17 protein-coding genes are annotated in these 24110 nt (G+C 51.1%); 13 read left to right on the top strand and 4 right to left on the bottom strand.

Going from position 1 to position 24110, the window contains the following annotated elements:
* The 4 genes from Q0K92_RS04485 to Q0K92_RS04470 all read left to right on the top strand — a co-directional run.
* Window positions 1-1284, top strand: a 1284-nt coding sequence (locus Q0K92_RS04485; RefSeq protein ID WP_297324606.1) for an aspartate aminotransferase family protein, incomplete at its 5' end; no start/stop codon positions are given.
* Window positions 1285-1293: 9 nt separating this feature from the next.
* A complete protein-coding gene (locus Q0K92_RS04480) occupies window positions 1294-2358 on the top strand; it encodes an AI-2E family transporter (protein WP_297324605.1) in 1065 nt (354 codons plus the stop codon).
* Window positions 2359-2397: 39 nt separating this feature from the next.
* Complete coding sequence (hda, locus tag Q0K92_RS04475) at window positions 2398-3075, top strand: DnaA regulatory inactivator Hda (protein ID WP_297324604.1); 678 nt, start codon at window positions 2398-2400, stop codon at window positions 3073-3075.
* The gene (locus Q0K92_RS04470; RefSeq protein WP_297324603.1) at window positions 3072-3734 is read left to right on the top strand and encodes an HAD family hydrolase; all 663 of its coding nucleotides are present in this window, start codon (window positions 3072-3074) and stop codon (window positions 3732-3734) included. Before hda ends, Q0K92_RS04470 begins: the two co-directional genes overlap by 4 nt.
* 233 nt (window positions 3735-3967) lie before the next feature.
* On the opposite strand, the gene Q0K92_RS04465 is transcribed toward Q0K92_RS04470, so the two are convergent.
* From Q0K92_RS04465 to lysS, 3 genes are all read right to left on the bottom strand, one after another.
* Window positions 3968-4390 (bottom strand): PIN domain-containing protein, encoded by a 423-nt coding sequence (locus Q0K92_RS04465; protein WP_297324602.1) that lies wholly within the window; start codon window positions 4388-4390, stop codon window positions 3968-3970.
* Window positions 4380-4604 (bottom strand): hypothetical protein, encoded by a 225-nt coding sequence (locus tag Q0K92_RS04460; protein WP_297324601.1) that lies wholly within the window; start codon window positions 4602-4604, stop codon window positions 4380-4382. Before Q0K92_RS04460 ends, Q0K92_RS04465 begins: the two co-directional genes overlap by 11 nt.
* Window positions 4605-4750: 146 nt before the next feature.
* Complete coding sequence (gene lysS / locus Q0K92_RS04455; protein WP_297324600.1) at window positions 4751-6259, bottom strand: lysine--tRNA ligase; 1509 nt, start codon at window positions 6257-6259, stop codon at window positions 4751-4753.
* Between the two features lie 603 nt (window positions 6260-6862).
* Between lysS and Q0K92_RS04450 the strand changes: the two genes are divergently transcribed.
* From Q0K92_RS04450 to Q0K92_RS04435, 4 genes are all read left to right on the top strand, one after another.
* Entirely contained in the window at window positions 6863-8800 is a 1938-nt protein-coding gene (locus tag Q0K92_RS04450; protein WP_297324599.1) for a multicopper oxidase domain-containing protein, read from the top strand.
* A 28-nt stretch (window positions 8801-8828) separates the two neighbouring features.
* Window positions 8829-9500 (top strand): SCO family protein, encoded by a 672-nt coding sequence (locus tag Q0K92_RS04445; RefSeq protein WP_297324598.1) that lies wholly within the window; start codon window positions 8829-8831, stop codon window positions 9498-9500.
* 122 nt (window positions 9501-9622) lie between these two features.
* Window positions 9623-9862: a hypothetical protein gene (locus Q0K92_RS04440; protein ID WP_297324597.1), complete on the top strand. Its 240-nt coding sequence runs from the start codon at window positions 9623-9625 to the stop codon at window positions 9860-9862.
* A gap of 59 nt (window positions 9863-9921) precedes the next feature.
* Window positions 9922-17673, top strand: coding sequence for a cadherin-like domain-containing protein (locus Q0K92_RS04435; RefSeq protein WP_297324596.1), 7752 nt, complete (start codon window positions 9922-9924; stop codon window positions 17671-17673).
* Between the two features lie 43 nt (window positions 17674-17716).
* Here Q0K92_RS04435 and Q0K92_RS04430 read toward each other — a convergent pair whose 3' ends face one another.
* A complete protein-coding gene (locus Q0K92_RS04430; protein WP_297324595.1) occupies window positions 17717-17887 on the bottom strand; it encodes a hypothetical protein in 171 nt (56 codons plus the stop codon).
* 462 nt (window positions 17888-18349) lie between these two features.
* Here Q0K92_RS04430 and Q0K92_RS04425 point away from each other — a divergent pair, with 462 nt between their 5' ends.
* From Q0K92_RS04425 to Q0K92_RS04405, 5 genes are all read left to right on the top strand, one after another.
* Window positions 18350-19714, top strand: a complete 1365-nt coding sequence (locus Q0K92_RS04425) for a hypothetical protein (protein WP_297324594.1) — start codon at window positions 18350-18352, stop codon at window positions 19712-19714.
* Between the two features lie 287 nt (window positions 19715-20001).
* Window positions 20002-21081, top strand: a complete 1080-nt coding sequence (locus Q0K92_RS04420) for a cadherin-like domain-containing protein (RefSeq protein WP_297324593.1) — start codon at window positions 20002-20004, stop codon at window positions 21079-21081.
* Complete coding sequence (locus Q0K92_RS04415; RefSeq protein WP_297324592.1) at window positions 21008-21331, top strand: hypothetical protein; 324 nt, start codon at window positions 21008-21010, stop codon at window positions 21329-21331. The genes Q0K92_RS04420 and Q0K92_RS04415 overlap by 74 nt, the downstream gene beginning before the upstream one ends.
* 83 nt (window positions 21332-21414) lie before the next feature.
* Window positions 21415-21642: a hypothetical protein gene (locus tag Q0K92_RS04410; protein ID WP_297324591.1), complete on the top strand. Its 228-nt coding sequence runs from the start codon at window positions 21415-21417 to the stop codon at window positions 21640-21642.
* A gap of 37 nt (window positions 21643-21679) precedes the next feature.
* Window positions 21680-24031: a putative Ig domain-containing protein gene (locus Q0K92_RS04405; protein ID WP_297324590.1), complete on the top strand. Its 2352-nt coding sequence runs from the start codon at window positions 21680-21682 to the stop codon at window positions 24029-24031.
* Window positions 24032-24110: the final 79 nt, after the last annotated feature.

Raw genomic sequence — 24110 nt, 5'->3', positions numbered from 1 at the left:
GGTTATGATCGGAACTATGAACGCGCTGTCGGGCAGTATCTGTATGACGAACACGGTAACGAATATCTTGATCTGCTGAGCGGCTTCGGTGTCTATGCATTTGGCCGCAACCATCCGACCATCGTCAATGCATTGAAAGAGGTATTGTCACTCGAAATGCCCGATTTGGTGCAGATGGATGTATCGATTCTGAGCGGTTTGCTAGCGAAGGAGATTCTGCTCACGACACCGGACAATCTGGAAAGGGTTTTCTTTTGTAATTCGGGCACGGAAGCAGTTGAAGCGGCGATAAAGTTTGCGCGTTACGTGACCAAGCGCAATCGGATTATTTGTTGTGATCATGCTTACCATGGTTTGACGATGGGGGCTTTATCGTTGAACGGCGAGCAGATTTTTAAGGATGGTTTCGGTCCGTTGTTACAGGATTGTGGTTCGGTGCCATTCAATGATCTCGCAGCATTGGAAAAAGCCTTAAGCAATCGCGATGTGGCGGCTTTTATTGTCGAGCCGATTCAGGGCAAGGGTGTCAACATTCCGGATGACAATTATTTGCCTGAGATCGAGAAATTATGCAAGAAATATGGCACATTGTTTGTCGCGGATGAAATTCAAACCGGCCTTGGACGCACCGGTAAATTCTGGGCGATTGAACATTGGGGCGTAAAGCCGGACATGATTTGCATGGCTAAGGCGCTTTCCGGCGGTTTTGTTCCGATCGGCGCGGTGGCCATGACGCAGCAGATTATGGACAAAGTGTTTAACCGTATGGATCGCGCGGTCGTGCATGGTTCCACCTTTTCCAAGAATAATATGGCAATGGCTGCTGGTCTGGCCAGCCTGGAAGTGATCAAGACAGAGAATCTGGTTGAGAACAGTGCGAAAATGGGCGCTGAAATAATTAGCAGAATAAATGCGCTAACCTGTCAGTTTGAATTCCTGAAAGAAGTACGCGGTAAAGGTTCAATGATTGCGGTGGAGTTCAAATCACCGAATAGTCTGTCACTCAAGGCCGCATGGATGATGCTGGAAGCGGCCAATAAAGGATTATTCTGCCAGATGATCACCATCCCGTTATTCAAAGAACACAGAATCCTGACGCAAGTGGCAGGACATGGCATGAATGTCGTCAAACTATTGCCACCGTTGATACTGACGCAAAAAGACCTGGATCATATCATCAGCGCATTTACCAAAACCATTGCGGATACCCATCAAGTACCCGGCTCTATTTGGGAACTTGGCAAGAACCTTGCCAGTCATGCGTTAAAAACAAAGGCTGGCTAAGCATACGATATGAACACTGAACACTCTGCCGATATGCATTATCTGTGGTGGCTAATACTGGTTTGCGTGACCGGCGGGTTGATTTATCTGCTCAGTCCGATTCTGACGCCCTTTTTACTGGCAGCAGTGATTGCTTATATTTGCAATCCGATGGTGACTTTTTTAGCCGGAAAAAAGCTATCGCGCACAGTGGGAACGGTATTGGTGATGTTTTTATTGCTCGGGGTGTTCGCGGCTTTGATTCTGATCATGGTGCCGCTATTTGAAGAAGAAGCGCGGCGCTTGCTGGATAAAATGCCGGTTTATCTGGATCTGTTCAAGAATCATGTGGTTCCGTGGCTGGAAACAAGATTCAACATCAGTTTGCAGCCGGATATGAATGTGTTGAAGCAGGCCATATCAGACCACTGGAAGAGTGCGGGCGGCTTTGCTGCGAAAGTGCTGCCTTCTTTAACCAGTGGCGGTATGGCGGTGGTTGAGTTTATGGTCAATCTGTTGCTGGTACCGGTGGTATTGTTTTATCTGCTGCGCGATTGGAATAAGTTGATCAAATTGATCGATGAGATGATTCCGCGCTATTGGCACCATCAGGTATCGCTATTAGCGCATGAGACGGACCGGATTCTGGCGGAATTTTTGCGCGGACAATTATCCGTCATCGTGCTGATGAGCATGTGCTACATCACGGGCCTCTGGCTGGTGGGATTGGAATTTGCGTTACCGATCGGATTGGTGGCCGGTATTCTGGTGTTTGTACCGTATCTCGGCATGATTGTTGGCCTGACGCTGGCAACGTTTGCCGCAGTGATGCAGTTTCAGGGCTGGAGCGGGGTGATTCCCGTGTGGATTGTGTTTGGTGCTGGTCAATTGCTCGAGGGCATGCTGATTACACCATGGTTGGTCGGTGATCGCATTGGACTGCATCCGGTCATGGTCATTTTTGCGTTGCTGGCGTTCGGCCAGTTATTTGGCTTCCTGGGCATTCTGCTGGCATTGCCGGTGAGTGCCGTACTGCTGGTTTGGTTGCGTCATCTGCATCAACGCTACCTGGGGAGCAATCTCTATAATTCATAGTCAGTTGCAAGGCTGGACTATGCAGATTGGGCGATTACCATGCAACAGTTGCTGCTAGATATTAAACCCCTGCCATTCCCTACGCTGACAAATTTCCTGCCGGGGCGCAATACTGAGCTGTTGCATATGCTGACGACTATTCTGTCAGGGCAGGAAAAAGAACACTTTGTTTACCTATGGGGCGGTTTGGGATGCGGTAAAAGCCATTTGTTACAGGCAACCGTTGCTGCCTATACCCAAAAAAACTTAAAAGCGGTATATTTCTCCGCCGGAAAATGTTGCGAGTTTCCTGTGGATGGCGAGCTGGATTGTATCGCGATCGACGACATTGATTGTCTGGATGCATCGGCCCAGATTGAATTATTCAATCTTTATAATCAGTTGCGCGATGAAGGTCATACGTTTCTGCTGATGAGCGGCGTGTCTGCACCGATGTACCTGAACATGCGGCAAGACTTGGTTACTCGCCTGGGGTGGGGGCTGGTTTATCAAGTGCTTGAGTTAACTGAAGAAGAGAAAATACAAGCGATGAAAAGTCATGCCGCTGATTGCGGCTTTGATTTGACACAGGAAATTTGCCGGTATCTGTTACGCCATGGCCGGCGCGATTTGCCGTCGTTGATGATGACACTGGATGCGCTGGATCGTTATTCTCTGGTGCATCAGCGTCAGATTACCATCCCTTTATTACGAGAATTATTACAGGTGGCTTCATGAATTTAGCATTATTTGATCTGGATAACACACTGATTGCCGGTGATAGTGATTTCCAGTGGGCGCAGTTTTTGATTGAAAAGAAAGCATTGGATCGTGAATTGCACGAGACCAAAAATATCGAGTTTTACGAGCAATATAAAGCGGGAACATTGGATATTCATGAGTTTTTGGATTTTCAGTTAAAGCCGTTGGCGCGTCATCCGCGCGCTCAGTTGGAGGCGTGGCGCAGTGAATTTATGTGCAAAAAGATTATGCCGCTGATTGCGCCGGGTACGCGTCGGTTGATCGAGCGGCATATGCTGGATGATGATTTGTGCATCATTATTACCGCCACCAACAGCTTCGTCACCGCACCGATCGCGCAAGCACTCGGCATTCATCATTTGATTGCGACCGAGCCGGAAGAAAAAGATGGCGAATTTACCGGCCGGGTATCCGGCACGCCATCTTTCCGGGAAGGAAAAGTGGAACGGCTGGAGAAGTGGCTGGATGCGCATAATTTAACCTGGCTTTCCTTCTTGCGCAGCTGGTTTTATAGCGATTCACTCAATGATTTACCATTACTGAGCAAAGTGACGCACCCGGTCGCAGTCGATCCGGATCCTACATTGAAAAGCCACGCCGAAAGAAATAATTGGCCGATTATCAGTTTGCGTTGATGAAGCGAATTGGCAGTTCAGGAAGATCTCTTTGTCCGATTGCCAAGAGAAAAGGGGGTTGATATCAAGATGTGCCCTCTGTGACTTGCTTATTTTCTTGATTCTCGACCTGACCTCTTATATTTTACGCAGCTCCGGCAAATGCTCAACAAAAAACTAGGGTCAGGTCGCGAATCAAGAATTCAATAAATCGACAGAGTCAAACTCGATTGATCCTGCTGCCTAACCCAATCTCAATCGATAAAAGGATTCTCAATTACCAATCCATCAATTTTCTGACCGTGCTGCAAGTCTTCCGTGTATAAACGCGTGCAGGCGGATTCGAGAGCTGCAGCAACAATCAAGGCATCGTAAAAACTGAAGCCATAGCGCGATTGAAGTTCAAGGCCGCGACGGTAAAGCGCCAGGCTGGGCATGATTCGCCATAAGGGCATCAAGACCTGTTCCAGAAATCGCTGTGCGTTTTCTGCGCTCATGGGAGATGGCATTTTTCGTGTCACAACGTTGAGCGTCTCCTGGATGACTTGATGGCTGATGCAAGCACTGCGAGTTTCCAGCGCTTTCTGAATCAGTTGTTCTGCAATAGTACGTTTGTGCTCATCGGTTTCGTCGAACAGGTAGATGAAAACATTGGTATCGATAAATTCACCGCTCATTCATTTCGTCTCGCGTGAATTTGCGACCGCCTGTACGTACTTGTCCACGTAGTTCCTCGATTAATGCCATTGCAGACTCGGTTTGATGCTCCTGCCGCACATAGTCTGTCAGCCAGCGGCGGAATTGCTCGTTAAGGGTGGTCTGTTCGGCGCGAGCCCGTTCACGAGCGGCTTCAATCAGTTTATCGTCCGCACTTAAGGTGATATTTTTCATCCGCTGTATCCTTCCTTAAAATAGTGTACACGATAATAGTGTACACTATTTATGCTGGATGAATCAGCAGCAGGCACAAAAGATCTTGACATTATTCCCCACAAAAACTTCGTGGCATAATCATTGGTGAATTATTCAGCGCTTCCCTAATCTTCCCGCCGTAACTGCGGAAACAAAATCACATCACGAATGCTGGGACTGTCGGTCAGTAACATGATCAGCCGGTCAATGCCGATGCCTTCACCGGCGGTGGGGGGCAGGCCGTATTCCAGCGCGCGGATATAATCGGCGTCGTAATGCATGGCCTCGGCATCGCCGGCCTCTTTGGCTCGGGCTTGCTCCTGAAAGCGCGCTGCTTGATCTTCTGAATCGTTTAACTCCGAAAATCCATTGGCGATCTCACGTCCGGCGATATATAGCTCGAAGCGGTCGGTGATGTCAGGGTTGCTGTCATTGCGCCGAGCCAGCGGGGAGACCTCTGCGGGATAATCGACAATAAATGTGGGTTCAAACAGCAGATGTTCCGTGGTTTCGTCAAACAGCGACAGTTGCAGGCCGCCGATACCATCGTGCGGGTTATAGTGAATATTGAGGGTTCGCAATTGTTCGATCAGGAAATCACGGTTCTGCAATTGCGCATCGGAATATTGCGGATGGAATTTTTGTATCGCTTGGGTAATGGTCAAGCGCATGAACGGTTTGGCCAGATCGATTGCTTTGCCTTGGTAAGTGATCTGAGTGGTTCCGAGAACTTTTTCAGCCACAGCAGCGAACATTTTTTCCGTGAAATCCATCAGATAGGTAAAATCCTGATACGCTTCATAGAATTCCACCATGGTAAATTCCGGATTGTGCCGCGTGGAAATCCCTTCATTGCGGAAATTGCGGTTAATCTCAAAAACTTTCTCCATGCCGCCGACCACCAAGCGTTTCAGATAAAGCTCAGGTGCGATGCGCAAATACAGCGCCATATCCAATGCATTGTGATGCGTGACGAACGGCCGCGCTGAAGCGCCACCGGGAATCGGGTGCATCATCGGAGTTTCAACCTCCAGATAATCTCGTGCAACGAAGAATTCACGGATCGCCTGAATGACTTTTGAGCGTACCGTGAACACCTTGCGTGCTTCTTCGTTGGTGATCAGATCGAGGTAACGCTGGCGGTATTTTTGTTCCTGATCGGTCAAGCCATGAAACTTTTCCGGTAGCGGGCGCAGCGACTTTGTCAGTAGTTGCAGGTCGGTGACGCGGATCGAGAGTTCGCCGGTTTTGGTTTTAAACAGCACACCGTGCGCGCCGAGGATATCGCCCAAATCATGATGCTTGAACCCAGCATGCACCGCTGCGCCGGTGTGATCATCCGAAATATATAATTGGATGCGTCCGCTCATGTCCTGAATCGTGGCAAAGCTGGCTTTACCCATGACACGCTTCAACACCATACGCCCCGCCACTTTTGCAGAAACTGGATGCTCTTCCAGTTGTTCTTTCGAGAATTCATCGTAGTGTTGATGGAGTTCTGACGCTAGATGTTCGCGCCGGAAGGTATTCGGAAACGCATTGCCTGCTTGTCGTATTTCAGCCAGCTTGGCACGGCGTTCAGCAATGATTTGATTTTCATCCTGAGGCGTAGTGGGTTGATTTTCCTGGGTCATATTAGGTTTTTTGTTAAAAATTTTAATTTTGATTTTCAATGAATAGCGTAATTATACGCTGCATCCATGGAACTGCAGTAATGAGTCAATGGGGGGAAGTGATTTAACAGAAATCGATTATCTGGCTCATACTGATGAAACCACTATTGGGTAGCAACGGAGCGGTGGTTTTTTCTAAGATTTCTGCCTAGTAATGCAGCATAAAATTAATGACAGTCAATACATTTCTAAGAGAATTCCTAGTGTTTTTAAGGAATTACTTAGATGAAAATAAGTAGAAAGCTAATTTATTTTGCATGCCCGTGAGCATAGTATCTAGCCAATCTTGCTGAGTGGCGGAGGAATTCGCAACAAAGCAAGCAGTATAGAAACAACAAAATAACTAGAAAGCTCATACCAAATAGACACTGATTTCATTGAATGCAATATTCAATAAATCAGATGCTTATACTCAAACTCTTCATTCTATACGGAACGATAACAACAATCCGAGGCAATTGATCGCCTTAAAAAGTTGTTTACAACAGGTATTTCGAGAAACAAAACATGTTGTGAACAGCAGGGTGGGGCATTGTTTTAACTGAGTGAAGGAGGGCATGAGTGATGAGCAAAAAGATCATAGCATCAACAAATTCTGGCCGGCAAGAAAAAGCAGTTGCCAGATACATGCAGGAAGTCAGAGATATCGTCGCGGCCAAGCTGAGCCGCAGAGATCTGCTTAAACTGGGATTGACTGCTAGCGCAGGCGGTCTGGTGTCGGTAGGCGGTAATGCATTTTTTCCTAATTTGGCAGTCGCGGCTGCTTCCAATATTCACATTAGCCCGCCGTGTAACCAACCGTGGACCGATCTGCTACCGATTCCAAAGACTTGTGCGCCTGTCGGTGCTTTCGCAGGACCGGAAGCCGATGAAGGTGGTTGCAAGGATAAGCAGAATCGCTGGCATCCAGGAATGAATGACTATTACGACTTTCAAGAAGCGCGTACCGAGCCGCATCAGCGCTGGAATGAATTGGGCGGTAACGCAGCAATCACCGCCCGCTATGAATTGATGGCCAAAGAGATCGACTGGAATTTTTATTCCAGCGCCGAGTATCCTGGCTTCAACTCCAAGGTGTGGACTTATACCGATTTAAACAGTGATGCCGTCGGTGTGCTGCGCATCAAAGCGCAATATCAACAACCCATTATCATGCGGATGTACAATGGGTTACCCAAGAATGGCAACGATAATCAAGGGTTCGGTATCAACCAGATTTCACCGCATTTGCACAATGCGCATAATCCCCATACTTCCGATGGGGGACCGACACGCTTTTACGATAGCGGAACCTGGTGGGATCACTGGTACCCCAATATACGCGCCGGTTTTGCCAGCACACATAAAAGCGGAACTACACGCAATGGCTTGTGGTGTCCCGGAGACTGGCAGGAAACACAAAGCTCGCTGTGGTTCCACGATCATCGCTTCGATTTTACCGCGCAGAATGTCTACAAAGGCTTGGCGTCTTTTTATACGCTGTTTAGTGACGACATCAAGCTCGATACGGATGATGAAACCACCGGATTACGTTTGCCCAGTGGCGAATTCGATATCCCCATGCTGATTACCGACAAATCCTTCGACACTACCGGGCAAATGTTCTGGGATCCGTTCATGACCGAAGGTTTTCTCGGTGATCAACAAACGGTCAATTTCAAGATCAAACCGAAGCTTTACGTTAAGAAGCGCAAATATCGTATTCGCTTTCTGAATGGCGGACCTTCCCGGTTTATCGAAGTATTTCTAAGCAACGGCAGCAAATTTACCCGTATCGCCAACTGTGGCAACTTGCTACCGAAAGCGCAAATCGTACCCAGCATCCGTATGGGCGTCGCCGAGCGCGCGGATGTAATTATCGATTTTAGTCAATACGCACCGGGTACGGAAATTTATCTTGAGAATCGTTTGGAGCAGATCAACGGACAAGGGCCGACCGGTAAGATCCTGGCTTCCAGTGGCAAAACCAGGTTACTTAAATTCATCGTGACCAACGAAGCTGTGGTGGATGACAGTGCAGACATGACAACACTGCAAACCCAGACTATGGTGCCGATGCCGGTAATGGCCAATAACGCAGCTGTTAAAAAGCGTACATTCAGCTTCGGCAGTCTTAACGGCGCCTGGACGGTCAATGAACAGTTGTTTGATCCGAGTGTCATCAGCGCGTATCCGGTGGAAGGAACAGCCGAGCTCTGGACTTTGAAATCCGGTGGCGGCTGGTCTCATCCCATTCATATCCACTTTGAAGAGTTTCAAATAGTGAGCCGCAACGGTAAGGCGAGCAACCTGAGTATCGAGGATAAATCGCGTAAGGATGTGGTGCGTATCGGCCAGGCAGCGGTTGGAACAACCGGTTCAGGTGAAGTGCAGTTGTACCTGCAGTTTAGGGACTGGTATGGCGATTACCCGATGCATTGTCACAATGTGGTGCACGAAGATCACGCGATGATGGTGCGCTGGAAAGTTGTTCCACCGACTGACCCGGATGCCGGTAAGTAATTCAGCCATGACACAGGAGAATATTTCCATGAACAAGAGAGAATTTATCAAACATATGGCAGGTGCCTCTGTTGGACTGGCAACTTTAGGTTTCAGTGCTGTTTCATTGGGGGCCAATACGCCGCAGAACACTTCAACAGCGAAACCGCAAAATACGGCCGAGCAGCGTCGCAAGGATCGTTTTCCGAACATGACACTGCTCACGCACGAGGGTAAGGAAGTGCGCTTCTATGATGATCTCGTCAAAGACAAAGCTGTATTCATCAACTTCATGTATGCCCGCTGCGGAGATATCTGTCCGGGCATGACGGCGAATCTGAAGCGGCTGGAAAATGAGTTTGGTGGCAGGGTAGGGCGTGACATTTTCATGTATTCGATCACGCTGGAACCTGAACACGACACGCTGGCGATGTTGAAAGCGTATGCGGAAAATTTTGATGTCGGTCCGGGCTGGAAGTTTCTGACTGGAACCAAAGCTGATATTGAATTGTTGCGCAGACGCTTAGGTTTCTACTATTCCGATCCTGAGCGAGACCGGAATAAAACAGAGCACATTGGTGTGGTCAAGTACGGCATCGAACCTTTAGAGCGATGGGGAACATGCCCGGCGTTAGCTAACCCCAAAGCCATGGCGCAATATTTTTACTGGATGGAACCGAATGGCGCGAGGCCGGTTCATGAAGTTGAGAAAGTAAGCTAGCGGCAACGCAGATAGTTTTCCAGCGACTTGGTAGTGATGGGGGGTTTTAAACCAAATGAGTGCGTTGGGTAATAGTATTTTTTACAGTTTGCTGTTTCTATTATCCGACGTACTCCAGTGCAGTGAGGCATTGCGAAGCTGTTAACAATGAAACATTAAAGAGAGTTCCATCGCGTATTACCTGCGGCTGGAGAAGACTGATTGCGCTACCGATCGACCGGCAGATTTCAATGCAGGCAGTGCATGTTTGCAATGATTCCAGTGCTGCGCTGATCGATAGAAAAAATAAATTCATGGGAATGATCGTGATTCAAGGCCGACTTAGCCGCTGCATGGCGGAACGGACAAAGATCATTCAGTAAAAAATAATACCCGTGCCGCATTTTTAACGGCATGGACACGAGATAGAGAGGGATAAGTCATGGCTACAACAACGTGGGGTCAGAATAATCTGAATGGAATTTCAATAAACGCGGATGCGGGTGATCAGTTCGATCCGGCGGTTGCGGATAGTGCGGGCGGTTCTTTCGGTGTTGCCTGGGCATCGGCAGCGGGCATCGAAGTGCGATTTTTTGATGTGATCGGCGAGCCGGATCCCGCACTGGGAGGTTTTACGCTCAGCAGCGGCGCACCTGGTGCGAGTTACGGGCAAACCAGCATGTCAGCTGGCGGTGCCGGCATCGGCTACGGGGTGACATGGCAAGAAATCGCTGCCGACGGTACGACTGCAATCAATTTGCGCTATATCGGTTTGAGTGCGCCGGTGGGTGGCGTCATCAACGTTTCCTCAGGAAATACCGGTCTCGTCGTTCATGACGTGGCGATGTCCGGTTACACGGCGGTGGATGCAACGTTTCGTCCGATATCCACCGTCGATGGGTTGAATGTTGCTTGGATCCAAACAGATACCAGCGTCACATCGCCGTTGACGGCTGCGCAGATTCAGGCAGGTTATGGTGAAGTGATGTTGCAGCGCTACGCCGTACCGCTGGATGCGAAAAAAGACCCGGCGGGACCGCCGGTCGCTACCGGGTTGGATGGCGCGGTTGGTGGCGCTTCCGATGCGCCGGTTAGCATTGCCGCGATCGGTCGTGATGTTGTCGTTGCTTCCGATGCACACTTGAGTGGCGATTCGGTCGTCGCTTGGGTTGATGCTGCGGATGTCGTGCATGCCAACTTCTTTACCGCCAATGGTACCGCCATCACCACAGCGAGTGGCGCAATTTTAGGCGGCATCAATCTCGACAATCTGGGCACAACGACTGAGATCGGAAAAGTTCAGGTCGTTTCCGATGGCGGGGAATTCATCGTGGCATGGGCTACGTCAACGGGCATTTCCGGTCGTGTTTTTGTGGCTGGCGCAACGCCGAATACGTTTGCAGCGAGCAATGTCATCCAACTCTTCAACGCCGCGAATCTGCCCGCCGGTTCGACATTTACCGGTGAATTCTCGCTTGGCGCGTTGATAGACACCGGTGGTTTTGCGATCACAGTCGGTGCAATCGACGGCAGCGGGAATAAGGATCTGTATTCCCAGTCCTTCAATGCGGGCGGCGCTGGTGACGGTATCGTTACGCTGGTGAATGGCATCACGGTTGGAGATCAAGATCAAACAGGCGCTGCGGCGCTGGCTGGCGACCGTATCGTCACTGTTTTCCGCGACACATCCGCTGGCGACAGCAACATTTCGGCGCACATCCTGGATGCGCGTAACCTCGGACTCATTATTATCGGTACCGACACACTGACACGTACTGTTCCGGATGTGCTGGTTGGCACCGTCGGTGACGACACAATTCGTGGATTGGACGATAACGATCTGCTATATGGCGCGCTGGGCGACGACCTTATCGTCGGCGGAGCAGGCAATGACATCATCGACGGCGGCGCTAACGGTGCAGTGGCCGGTGACGTTGCGGTATTTTCCGGTGCACAAACCGACTACACCGTGACGCATCTGGGCGGCGCGCTGTTCACGGTAACAGACAATCGCGCCGGCTCGCCAGATGGAACCGATACGGTCAAAGGTGTCGAGTTCTTCCGTTTTGGTGGTGTAGCGGGTGTGGATGTTCTGGCATCGAGCTTCATACCGACCGGTCCCGGCGTGACCCCTGCGGCATGGGGTATGACAGATGCTGATGCAGATCTGGCACCCAACCCGGCGGGCACACCGGATGTCGATGGCTTCATCGTCAACAGTGCGCCTGGCGTGCGCGTCGGCGCTCAGACTCATCCATTTGTTGCGGATAGTGTCGGCGAGTTTGTTGGCGTGGCTTGGGAAACGCCGGGAGCAGACGGCAACACGCATATCCGCGGCCAGTTTTACGATGTGGTGCTGGCGCCTGACGCTTTTATTCCCAATGCCATCGATATCAGCGATGGCATCGGCGTTGAAACAAATCCGGTGCTGACATCGGGCGGCGCAAATTCTGGTTGGGGGACGGCATGGGAGCAACGTGATGACGCCTCCGATACCACGCGGGAGATTCGCACCAATTTTGTCGGGCCTGGCACGTTGACCGGTCCGGAACTGACCGTTCTTGCCGAAGGTGCCAATGTGGATCAGCACGATGCGGCACTTTCCGGTTCGTTTCTCGATCGCACGCTGCAGAGCCCCGTGGGTGGTTCGGTTCTTCCCACCGGCATGAACGAAGGCTATAACGTTGCATGGGTATCGACCGATACTGGCGGTGGCGGCGATCCGAATTATGGTCGTATTATGTTGCAGCGCTACGAAGTGCCGCTGGATCCGCTGGGTAATCCGGGCGCGCCCGCTCGCGGTGGCGTCGACGGTATAGCAGGTTTGGGCAGCGATGCAGCTGTTCAGTTGGCAGCCTCAGGCCGCAATCCTTCGACCGCTGCGCTGCACGGTTTTGAAACCGGCGTGATCTGGATCGAACAGGATGGTGCGGGTGGCGAACGTGTCGCCGGTCGTGTTTACGACGATCTGGGACAGGTTGTTACTATTCCCGGATTCAATAATATCTCCGCGGGTTTTCCCGTGGCAGCAGGTACTAGCGCGCACATCGTTTCAGCAGGGGCGGTGAACTTTGGTGTCGCGTGGGTCACGGGCACGGCCGCGGCCGGCTACCAGATTGTCGGCACAATGTATGCACCGACCGGCGCCGGATTGAACGGCGAAGGATTCGGTTTTGCAGCCCCTGCCCCATTTGTGTTGCAAAACTTGCCGTTCGGCATCGATGTCTCGACACTCGATTTCAATCTTTCCGGTCTCAGTGGTGAAAACAGCGCAGACTTGGTGGTCACATGGAAACAAACCAGCGCAGGCGATGGCGCCGATGTCATGGCGCGCCACATCGCCGTGGCTTTGGATCCGGTCACTGGACAGGTGATATCGATGATTCCGGAAGGCAATGCGATCACGGTCAATGCCGGCACCGAAGGCGATCAGGATCAGAACAGCATCGCAGGATTGCTCGGTGATCGGTTTATTTCGGTTTATCACGATACCAATAATACGTATACCGACGGTGACGACATCGCCGCACGCGTGATCGATACGCGCGCACCCGGTCAGAACATTGAAGGTGATTTTCTGCGCTTGGGATTGCCGCAGGCGCGGCGTGATGTTCTCGTCGGGACAGTCGGCGACGACACGATTCGCGGTGACATCCAGGATTTCGATGGCCGTACCGATGATATTTGGGGCGCAATGGGTGATGACGTGATCATGGGTGGCCCGGGATTGCGCGGTGCAGCCGGGATTCCTGAACAGATTTTCGGCGGCGAAGGCCATGATGTTTCCGTCTATACGGGCCGCTTGCAGGATTATTCGGTGACTGTCAATGGCGATGGCAGCTACGAAATTATCGATCTGCGACCCACAGCGGACGCAGCAGGCAATCCGTTGATGCACGATGGCATAGACAATATTTTTGACATCGAAACACTCCGTTTTCTCAATCTGTCGCAAGTGGGTGGAACTGTGCCGGCGAACTGGGCTGCGGCGAGTCCCACGTTTACGGATGTGGCATTGACCGCACCCGGCACGCCGCCGCCGCTTCCGCCCGGCTACAACGGCACGCCGGTTAATTGGAGCTTGACGGATACCACGCCGTTCAAGGAAATCTCGATCGACGCCAGCGCCGGGGTGCAATCGGGAATTGCGGTGACCAATCTTCAGACCGGGGCGGCATTATCATGGATTTCGGGGGGTGGCAATCAAGTCTGGGCCGTGAGCCACGATACCACGGGCGTTGCGGATGCTATCTTCTTGGATGCGCCGACGCCATTGACTGATGGCGGTGCCGGCGGATTGTATAGCGACAACACCGTGGCCGATATCGATGTCGGTATGACAGCGGGTCTGGGACTCACCGCGGTATGGCAATCCACCGATGTGAGCGGCAACGATTCAACCGATACTTCCATTCATCTGCGTTCCGCCAGTACCAATACGCATGTCGTACTGGGCGGTGGTGGCGTGCCAGGAGCCGGCGTCACCGGTAATGAAGCGGTTGTGGTCGGTTCGGACGGTGCGGGCGTTGCAGTCGATCCGACTGTTCAGGGTTATGAAATCGTTAACACTGCCAATGGCACACTCGAGTTTGGCTTCCACGCCGGTTATGTGCTCAAGACCAATGCTGAGGATGCTTACGGTGATTTGATGCTGGCCCGTTACGAAATACCGGTTTACGATATCCTGGTCAATGGTGCGGGACTGCCGATTCTTGACGCGGCTGGGCAAGGACAACTGGCGACCGATGCTGCCGGCAATTTCATCCCTTCGGCTGATTTAAGCAAGGGCTCGGAAACGGCGCCGATTTCGATCGGATTGGATGGCCTGCGCGGCACAGCCGATGATAGTCAGTCCATCGTTCTCACTAATGCAGGCCTGTTCTCGGCGTCGGATCCAGTGGTCGGAACGGACGCGGATCACACGCCGATCAAAGGTCGTGATCTGTCCATCGGCACCTTGCATGATGGACAATTGGTCGTTACTTACATCGATCAAAGCGAAAATGTTCAACTGCGCATCTTTGTTCCGCATGTCGACCAAAACGCCGACCGTGAAACGGGCGGCTTGGGCGGCGTGGATGTTCAGGTGACCGGCCACACCACCTATAGTGAGTTGGCAGTACCTTTCCCCGCCACACTCGGCCATGTTCTTAATCCGGGTCAGACGCAATATATCGTGCCGCAGCAGAATGGTTCATTCGGGGTTTTCTGGGCAGATACCGGCAGCGCGGATACGATGGCAGTCAAAGCCATCGTCTACACGGGCGCCGGAACCAATTGGATTCCTTCGCCGGTATTGACACTGCAGAATAATCTGGATCCCGCCACACTATTCCAGGTATCCCCGACCGGTGTTACCCCCGGTGGTTTGGAAGACGGTTATTTCCTGTCCTGGGAAAGCGCAGGCAACATCCTCGGCCAGCGGTATGATATGGCGGGTAATCCGGTCGGTACCGGCATTACGATCGATGATCCGGCCAATGTTGCCGCAGAAAACCATACGTTGCATTCTGCCGCCGGGCTTGACGATGGCCGCATTTTGGTCGGTTATCAGAATGCCGTCGGTGATGTCGGTGCTTCCTATCTGGACACGCGTGAACCGGGCGTGCCAATCATCGGTCCACGCAACGGCGCACTGCGCGATGTGGCGGTCGGTACGGTGGGCGATGACTCGATGGATGGTCGCGCCTTGAACGACGAGCTGCATGGCGGCCTTGGCAATGATCTGATTACGCTCGGAACCGGTGCTGACATCGGCGATGGCGGTTTGGGAAATGACACGATCATTGGTGGTTCCGGACAGGATGTTCTGATCGGTGGTGGCGGTGACGACTTGCTGGCTGGCAGCGGCAGCGGTCCAGCCGATCCGCAGATCAACCGTTTGCTTGACGATGGTCTTGCTGCGGCGCTTACGGAAGCGAATACCAATGCGAGCGGACTATCGAACACGGGTCTGACCGCCGCACAAATTTCCGCGTTTGCGGCCAATAATCCTGGCGCCGATATGATTTCCGGCGGTGATGGAATCGATACGATCACGATGCAAGGTGAATTCGGCGACTTTAAAATCAATCTTGCAACCGGCGTGGTTGAAAGTGACCGCGATCTCAACGGCAGCTTCATCCTCGAAGATGTCATCGGGAACGTTGTCGATGATGGCGCGGGTGGTCAGATCTTCCAGTTCTCCACTAATATCGAGAATGCGACCGGCGGTATTGGCGACGACTTGATCATCGGCAATGGCGGCAATAACGTGATCGATGCGGGCGGCGGCAACAACACGGTGGATGGTGCGGGGGGACTTTCTGATCGCATGGTGATGCATGTCAATCGAGCGGACCTGCTCATCAGCTTCGATGGCGCCACGCAAACCTACACGTTCGTGAAGCCTGCAGATGGTGTGTCGCCGCAATTGACCCAGACGGTGAGGAATGTCGAGTTCTTCACATTTGATGATATTGGAACGGTTACGGCGGCATTCCTGATACCGGGGCCGGTCGCAACAGACGATACGGCTACGATCGTGGAGGATACTGCGGACACAATCAATGTGCTTGCCAATGATGCCAATGTTGACACCGCTCACATCACTGCCATCAATGGGGCAGCGATCGTGAATGGCGGAGCGGCGGTTGCCGTAGCGCATGGTAGCGTGCTTCTGACCAATGCCGTGACGGGCACGGATCATTTGATCTTTACGCCGAGCGCGGATTATTTTGGCCCGGTCGCCTTCAACTACACGATACAAAATGGTGCGGGACAATTCTCCACTGCGAACGTTAATGTCACGGTCACAAATGTCAATGACGCGCCGACCGACATCGTATTTACGGGAGGAACGTCGGTCAACGAAAACGCGGCAAGCGGTACGGTGGTTTCAACATTGTCGACCACGGATCCTGACAATACGGCAGTGGCCACCAACGATACCTTCACCTACTCGCTCGCTAATGACTTCGGTGGCGCATTCCAGATCGTTGGGAATCAGATCCGGGTGCAGAATGGCGCGCTGCTGAACTTTGAAAGTGGGGTAACTTCCTATCTGTTGAATGTAACGTCCAGCGATGGGCATGGCGGCACCTTTGCAGAATCCGTGACGGTTGCCGTCAACGATGTCAATGAAGCGCCGACCGACATCCTCTTCAACGGTAATGCCGCGACAACGGCAGTATCCATTGCCGAGCTTCCAGTATCGAATGCCGTTGCGACCCTGAGTGCGACCGACCTCGATGCGGCGCCAAATGGTGCGGCAGGTGTGACATTCGGGCTGGCGGATTCCGCCGATGGTCGCTTCAGCATTACGGGCAATCAAATCAGTCTGGTGAATCCTGCGTTGATTGATTTTGAGAACCCTAATCTGCCGTCGCACAGTTTTACGCTTCAGACCATAGCCAAAGATGCGGGTGCAGCAGTTCGCACCGAAGCGTTGATTGTCAATGTCACCAACTCGGCTGAAAATGTTGTGGCCGGCGCGACTCCAGGCAACAATACGCTGAACGGTACTGCCGGTAATGACATCATCAACGGTTTGGCGGGTAAGGACACGATGACCGGTCTGGCCGGCAACGACACCTACTTTGTCGACAACAGCGGCGATAAGGTAACCGAGGGCACGAATGCGGGGAATGACACCGTGTACGTTCAAACGCTCACCAGTTACGGATTGGGCGGCAACTTCGAGAATCTGATCTATCTGGGCGCGGCGAATGGGACATCCTGGCGTGGCAATGCCCTGGACAATGCTCTAGTCGGCGGAACCGGCAATGACACACTTCAGGGTAGTGACGGCAATGATCATCTCATCGGCAATGCGGGAACGGATTCGCTGCAAGGTGGCAATGGTGTTGATCGACTTTACGGCAGCGCCGGGAATGATACGCTTGATGGCGGCAACGGCAATGATTGGTTGGAAGGTGGCGCTGGAAACGATGCGCTGATTGGCGGTACCAACAACGATACATACTTTTTCGCAAGCGCTTTCGGTGCTGACACCATTCAGAGCTTTGGCGACGTTGCAGGGAATCAGGATGTAATCGCTTTCTCGTCAAACACCGTAGCAAACTTCACGGCGCTGCAATCCAACATGAGCCAGTCTGGGGTTAACGTCCAAATTAATCTCGTGGGTGTCGGAAGTATCACGCTATCCAATGTGACGCTCGGCAATCTCGGGGCCGACGATTTCTTGTTCATCTGAAGATAACTTTCTCCTCCCCCCGTGCAAACGGGGAGAGGGGTTTTCAACAGCCTGCCAGCAGGCCGTCTGCGAATTCCAAATCCAAGCACTGTATGTAATCAGCGATGAGACGATCTACCATCCATTGCACTGGTTCTCTGATCAGCATTTCATGGGTATCGAGCAGTTTCTGCACACTACTATCCGTCATGGGTAGAGAACAGCCGGCGTTCAATTCAGGCTCGTAAACCTACTTTCATTCTATGCGAATAAAACCAAACGCATCCGGTTGATAGATGGTTCATGATGCTGCAATGCGTTAAATCTACAGCTAACGTGATGACAAAATGGGATTTTTAGACGACTAAGTAAAGGTTTAGATGAAAATAAGCAGAACGCTAATTTACTTATCGGGCTGATAATTTTACATTGAGGATAGGGCGTACGTATGACGACGAACTGAAACAGGCAGAACAGAAATGAAGTGATGGAGTCGGAGATGTGAGATTTTTGTGTGCTTGATGTGGCTGGAGCAGAGTATAGGGATGTTTTTCACATGCATCAATTCTAAACCATTATTGCTATTTTATGGAATGGAACTGAATGGCAGGAGGTCAACGCAGATGGAAATAGTATTAGGTGGTTATAAATTTTTGCAGGTTACCAATTTATATCAAAGAGTAAGGGAGGATTGATCATGAAGTTGACTAAATTAAAAGAATTTTCTGCGATAAGCAGAAAACTTGGTTTTGCTGCCATTCTTGTGGTTGCAATGATGGGCTTGACGATGCAATCAGCAAAGTCAGCGCTGACGGGCAAAGGGGTATTGCATCCGGTTAATCATTTTCCAACATGGTTTTCCGATGCCAATGGCGTTACTTTGCAGTTGTGCTTGGATGGTGATGGCCTTACCGGTTTGTGTGCTTTTGACCCAGTGATACCGGGCAATCCCACCTCGCTAGCGACCGGTTTTGGTGCAGAAGCGTTCTGGTGGTTGGCGAATGCCACGCTAGATGTAGCTGGAGGCGGACGCGCTATTTTAGTGTTGGCATTAGAGGCAGCCTATGGTCAAGGAGATCCTGCGCCGAACGATCAGTTTGCCTTTGGGCGTGTGCGTCTACGGGTCGACATACCTGCCGATGGCGAATATAAAATTTGGCATCCTGCGCTAAATGAAACCAATGGTTGCCAACCGGAAGTCTATGTCGCAACGGCCGGCATCAAAGCCATTAATGTGACGCGTGATACGGGCGGCGGTGTACCGTTTGATACCATGTTAACCGGTGAGGTCGGTCCTTTCTTAACCTGGGATCCAGCCATTTCCCCGCTTGCACCGGCTGGTTATGTGGGTGATCCGAATGTCAATCACGAAGTGGTCGGCGGCCATTGCGGTATTAATTACTTCCGTATCGAAGCCCCGATTGGTGTGGATTTAGACGGTAATGGTAATAATTTTGTGCAAACTAATTTATTCTCGATAGCAGGAAAAATTTATGACGAGAATAGCACTCCACCAGGAATTGATCCTGTACGCACAAGTTACTCTCGTACTACTGTAAACTTTGTTACGACGTCTCGTATCAATTCATGGGTGAAAGCACCGCCGCATGCAACCGTTGTGCTCAGCGATGTACCTCAGGCCAATCAAAATGGTCCAATGGCATTCGATGGTGACAATACATTCTTCAGACGTGCGACGCTAAATGCGGCCAATAGCAATCCTATGCCTGCTCAATTAACGGTTACCGCCACAAATGCCAACGGCATGAGCACCGTGCAAGTTGTCAATGTCGTCGATCAAGTGAAGATTGATACAGTAGGTTGGACGAAGCCATTGGCAAGGTTAAGGGTTGTGGCTTTCTCGAGCGACAAGATACATCCAGCGGCAGGTATTATTCCTGAGCTTACGCTGCATGTAGGGGCAAATTCTTACCCAATGCCACAAGTTGGCACGCCTGGACGGTATGAAGTGGCATTACCTGGATTATTTCCGGTTCCGCCAGCGCGAGTTACGGTGACATCTTCAAGAGGTGGGGTCGATACCCAAGGATTGGAAGATTAATTAACGCAAGGAGAATTCCCCGGCACGCCGGGGAATTCACAGAAAAATTTTTCTACTGTTAATGTTGTGGCGGCAATGCAGATTGTTTTTCAGCGAGCGGCCTGTTAGCAGGTATCTTGTGTCGATGACTGGATTAGACGAGAATATTCAATGTCAGACAGGAGAAGTGCATGGTTTTGTGTGTATCAGTCTTGAAGTCGAAGGCGTGCTAGCCTAATTCACCAAATTCTCCAGTAGTCAGTACGATTTGATTTTGGAATTTCAATCACAACATTAAGGGAACAAGTATGTCTATTACGATCGATTTAAACAGTGTAGGTATTGATTACACAGAAAATCAAGGTAATCTGACGCTTTTTGATTCGGCCACTATCGTTTCAGATGTAGACAGTCTTGTAGATACCCTGAAAATTACCCTGAATAGTGCCTCCGCGCTGGAGTTGCTTGCGGTTTCATCTTTGCCGACGGGTTATACGTCCTCATATGATGCGGATACCGGTGTACTGACCATTAGCAATGGCACGGGTGACATATCAGACCCTAACTGGGAATCGGTACTCAGATCAATATATTACAGTAACTCGTCAAATAATCCTCCGGGAACTCGGTTAATAACGGTTGTCGCTTCGGATACAACCGGCCCGGAAATATCCGACAGCCTCGCGGTCGATTACACAATTGCCGTGACAACAGTCAACGATGCGCCGGTAATTGCAGGCGATCTCGCGGCTACAGTTGCAGAAGGAAGTGATTACCTGCTGACGACGGATGATCTGGGGGAAGCGGACCCCGACGATGCCGGTGTTGGACTGACTTATACGGTGTCATCACAAACCCATGGTACGGTTACACTGGATGGTTTTGCCGTTACGTCTTTTACGGCCAAGGATGTAATTGACGGTAAAGTAAGTTTTGCCCACGATGGTTCTGAAACAGCCAGTGCCGGTTTTAGCTTCTCACTGGAAGATGGCGGTGAAGATGGTGTGTTACCTGCTTCCGATACATTCAGCTTTACGGTAACACCCGTCAACGACAATCCGACTGGCACAGTCACGATAGACGGCACAGCCCAGGAAAATGCAATCCTGACGGCGGACATCAGCACCATTGACGATAATGATGGGCTGGGGACATTCAGTTATCAATGGTTACGCAATAATGTCGCGATAGGCAGCGCCACGGACGGCACGTATACGCTGGGCGATGCGGACGTCGGCAAGAAGATCAGCGTGGAAGTCAGCTACACGGATGGTCACGGCACATTGGAGAGTCTGACCAGCGCGCAAACCGGATTTGTTGACAACGTTAACGATAGTCCAACCGCGCGGTCACAATCGATGGTGCGGTGCAGGGAAATGCAATTCTGAACAGCGGTACACCGGCACCATTGACGACAATGATGGGCTGGGAACATTCAGTTACCAATGGTTGCGTAATAATGTCGCGATAGGCAGCGCCACGGATGGCACGTATACGCTGGGCGATGCGGACGTTGGCAAGAAGATCAGCGTGGAAGTCAGCTACACGGATGGTCACGGCACATTGAGAGAGCCTGAACCAGCGCGCAAACCGGATTTGTTGACGTTAACGATAATCCGACCGGCGCGGTCACGATAGACGGCACGGCGCAGGAAAATGCAATTGACGGCGGACACCAGCACCATTGACGATAATGACGGATTGGGAGCATTCAGTTACCAATGGTTGCAGGACATAACGTCGCGATCGGCGGTGCTATCGGCAGCACATACACGTTAGGGGGTGCCGATGTTGGCAAGAAGATCAGCGTGGAAGTCAGTTACACCGACGGTCATGGCACATCAGAAAGCCTGACCAGCGCGCAAACCGGATTTGTAGCCAATGCCAACGATAAATCCAACCGGCGCGGTCACGATCGACGGCACGGCCCCAGGAAAATGCAATTCTGACGGCGGACACCAGCACCATTGAGATGATAATGATGGGTTGGGGACATTCAGTTACCAATGGCTGCGCAATAATGTCGCGATAGGCAGCGCTACGGACGGCACGTATACGTTGGGAGATGCGGACGTCGGCAAGAAGATCAGCGTGGAAGTCAGCTACACGGATGGTCATGGCACATTGGAGAGTCTGACCAGCGCGCAAACCGGATTTGTTGCCAATATCAACGATGATCCGACCGGCGCGGTCACGATCGACGGCACGGCGCAGGAAAATGAAGTACTGACGGCGAACACTGGTGCCGTCGACGATAATGATGGACTGGGAACATTCAGCTATCAATGGTTGCGTGATAATGTAGCGATCGGCGGTGCTACGAATAACACATACACGTTGGGAAATGCGGACGTGGGCAAGAAGATCAGCGTGGAAGTCAGTTACACCGACGGTCATGGTACTGCAGAGAGTTTAACCAGCGCGCAAACAGCATTGGTTAGCGGTACTAATCAGGCGCCGACGCTCGTGACGCCCTTAGTCCATCAGGCGATACAATACGATACGGCAGGCTGGAGTTACGATGCCGGTGCATCTTTTAGTGACTCCGATTCTTTGAGCTACAGTGCCAAGCTTAATGGCAATGATTTGCCGGGTTGGATTCAAATTAATCCAACGACTGGTGTCATTACAGCGGCGCCTGATTTTGGTGAGCGTGGTACCTATACACTGAAAGTAACGGCGACAGACACGCATGGGCTTTTTGCCGATGACACTTTGACGGTTGCAGTGATTGCGTTTGATGCAGGCCAATTGCTGGTCAGTACAAGTGCAAATAATATTCTTGCCGGTACATTATCCAACGATACCGTGACGTATGCCTATGCGGCTGCCCCAGTCGCAGTTTCACTGGCAACCACTGCTGCGCAAAATACCGGTGGTGCAGGGTCAGATACGTTGACTAACATCGATAATCTGATCGGTAGTGATTTCAATGATAATTTGACAGGTAACGCGCAGAATAACGTGCTGGATGGCGGCATCGGTACAGATACTTTAGTGGGCGGAGCGGGTGATGACAATTATATTGTTGATCTTGCAGGTGATATCGTTACCGAGAAACTCAATGCGGGTATCGATACAGTCATTAGTAGTGTGACTTACTCGATAAAAGCCAATGTTGAGAATCTCACCCTGATAGGCGCATCAAGCATCAATGGCACAGGTAATGCGCTGGCTAACACCATCATTGGGAACTCAGCAAGCAATACATTGAATGGTAGTACCGGCGCGGATACCCTAGTAGGTCGATTGGGTAATGACAATTATACGGTTGATAATATCAATGACATTGTCACCGAGGATGCTGACGGAGGTACGGATAAGGTCAGCAGCAGCGTTAATTACATGCTATCAGACAATGTTGAAAATCTCACCCTAACCGGAACGGCAGCCATTAATGGCGTGGGTAATGATCTGGCGAATATCTTGCTGGGTAACTCAGCAGCGAATCAACTGGATGGTGGTGCCGGTGCAGATGCGCTCAAGGGTGGCGCGGGTGATGATACGTATATTGTTGATAATGTGGGTGACATCATTACTGAGATTCTTGATGCAGGCAATGATATCGTCAATAGCAGCGTGACCTATACGCTGCCAAACAATGTTGAGAGTTTGAAACTGTCGGGTACATCGGCCAATAATGGTACAGGGAATACCTTGGCCAACACGATTACTGGAAATGCGGCAGCCAATATACTGAATGGTGCTGTCGGTGCGGACACGTTGATTGGTGCTGGGGGAGACGATAGTTATACTGTTGATAATGTAGGTGATATCCTTATTGAGAATCTCAATCAAGGGGTTGATAGAGTCAATAGCTCGGTGACTTATACACTACCTGACAATATTGAGAATCTTACTTTGACAGGCACAGCGGCGATTAACGCCACAGGCAATGGGGCAGTGAATACACTGACTGGAAATAGCGCGGCGAATCAGTTGGATGGCGGGGCGGGCAACGATATTCTCAATGGCGCAGCAGGCAATAATACGTTAACGGGCGGTAACGGTAAGGACTACTTTCAGTTTAAAACAGCGGATCATCTTACGGCAGGCCGCATTGATACGATTACCGACTTTAGCGTGGTGGATGACACCATCAAGTTGGAGAATGATCTATTTACGGTATTTGCAGGCATGGTGACGCCAGATAGGATAGCCGTCGACCAATTTGTGATTGGTACACAAGCGTTGGATGCGAACGACTATATCATTTATAACAGTGGAACCGGTGCGCTGCTATATGATGCGGATGGCAACGGTGCTAATGACGCAGTGCAATTTGCTACGCTCAGCACCGGGCTGGCGATGACCAACTGGGATGTTCATGTAATCTAGATCAGGGAGGGTGACCGCCTGGGAATTGTGGATCAAACAATTTTCGGGCGGTTTTATTTTATGCTGGGAATCTGTTGCA

Source organism: Nitrosomonas sp., from assembly GCF_024282095.1.
Lineage (GTDB): Bacteria > Pseudomonadota > Gammaproteobacteria > Burkholderiales > Nitrosomonadaceae > Nitrosomonas.
This window is presented reverse-complemented; position numbering and strand designations above follow the sequence as displayed.

Excerpts from the sequence above, each read along its gene's own strand:
- Q0K92_RS04480 (WP_297324605.1), top strand. The coding sequence starts at position 1,294 with ATGAACACTGAACACTCTGCCGATATGCATTATCTGTGGTGGCTAATA.
- hda (WP_297324604.1), top strand. The coding sequence starts at position 2,398 with ATGCAACAGTTGCTGCTAGATATTAAACCCCTGCCATTCCCTACGCTG.
- Q0K92_RS04470 (WP_297324603.1), top strand. The coding sequence starts at position 3,072 with ATGAATTTAGCATTATTTGATCTGGATAACACACTGATTGCCGGTGAT.
- Q0K92_RS04465 (WP_297324602.1), bottom strand. The coding sequence starts at position 4,390 with ATGAGCGGTGAATTTATCGATACCAATGTTTTCATCTACCTGTTCGAC.
- Q0K92_RS04460 (WP_297324601.1), bottom strand. The coding sequence starts at position 4,604 with ATGAAAAATATCACCTTAAGTGCGGACGATAAACTGATTGAAGCCGCT.
- lysS (WP_297324600.1), bottom strand. The coding sequence starts at position 6,259 with ATGACCCAGGAAAATCAACCCACTACGCCTCAGGATGAAAATCAAATC.
- Q0K92_RS04450 (WP_297324599.1), top strand. The coding sequence starts at position 6,863 with ATGAGCAAAAAGATCATAGCATCAACAAATTCTGGCCGGCAAGAAAAA.
- Q0K92_RS04445 (WP_297324598.1), top strand. The coding sequence starts at position 8,829 with ATGAACAAGAGAGAATTTATCAAACATATGGCAGGTGCCTCTGTTGGA.
- Q0K92_RS04435 (WP_297324596.1), top strand. The coding sequence starts at position 9,922 with ATGGCTACAACAACGTGGGGTCAGAATAATCTGAATGGAATTTCAATA.
- Q0K92_RS04425 (WP_297324594.1), top strand. The coding sequence starts at position 18,350 with ATGAAGTTGACTAAATTAAAAGAATTTTCTGCGATAAGCAGAAAACTT.
- Q0K92_RS04420 (WP_297324593.1), top strand. The coding sequence starts at position 20,002 with ATGTCTATTACGATCGATTTAAACAGTGTAGGTATTGATTACACAGAA.
- Q0K92_RS04410 (WP_297324591.1), top strand. The coding sequence starts at position 21,415 with ATGGTTGCAGGACATAACGTCGCGATCGGCGGTGCTATCGGCAGCACA.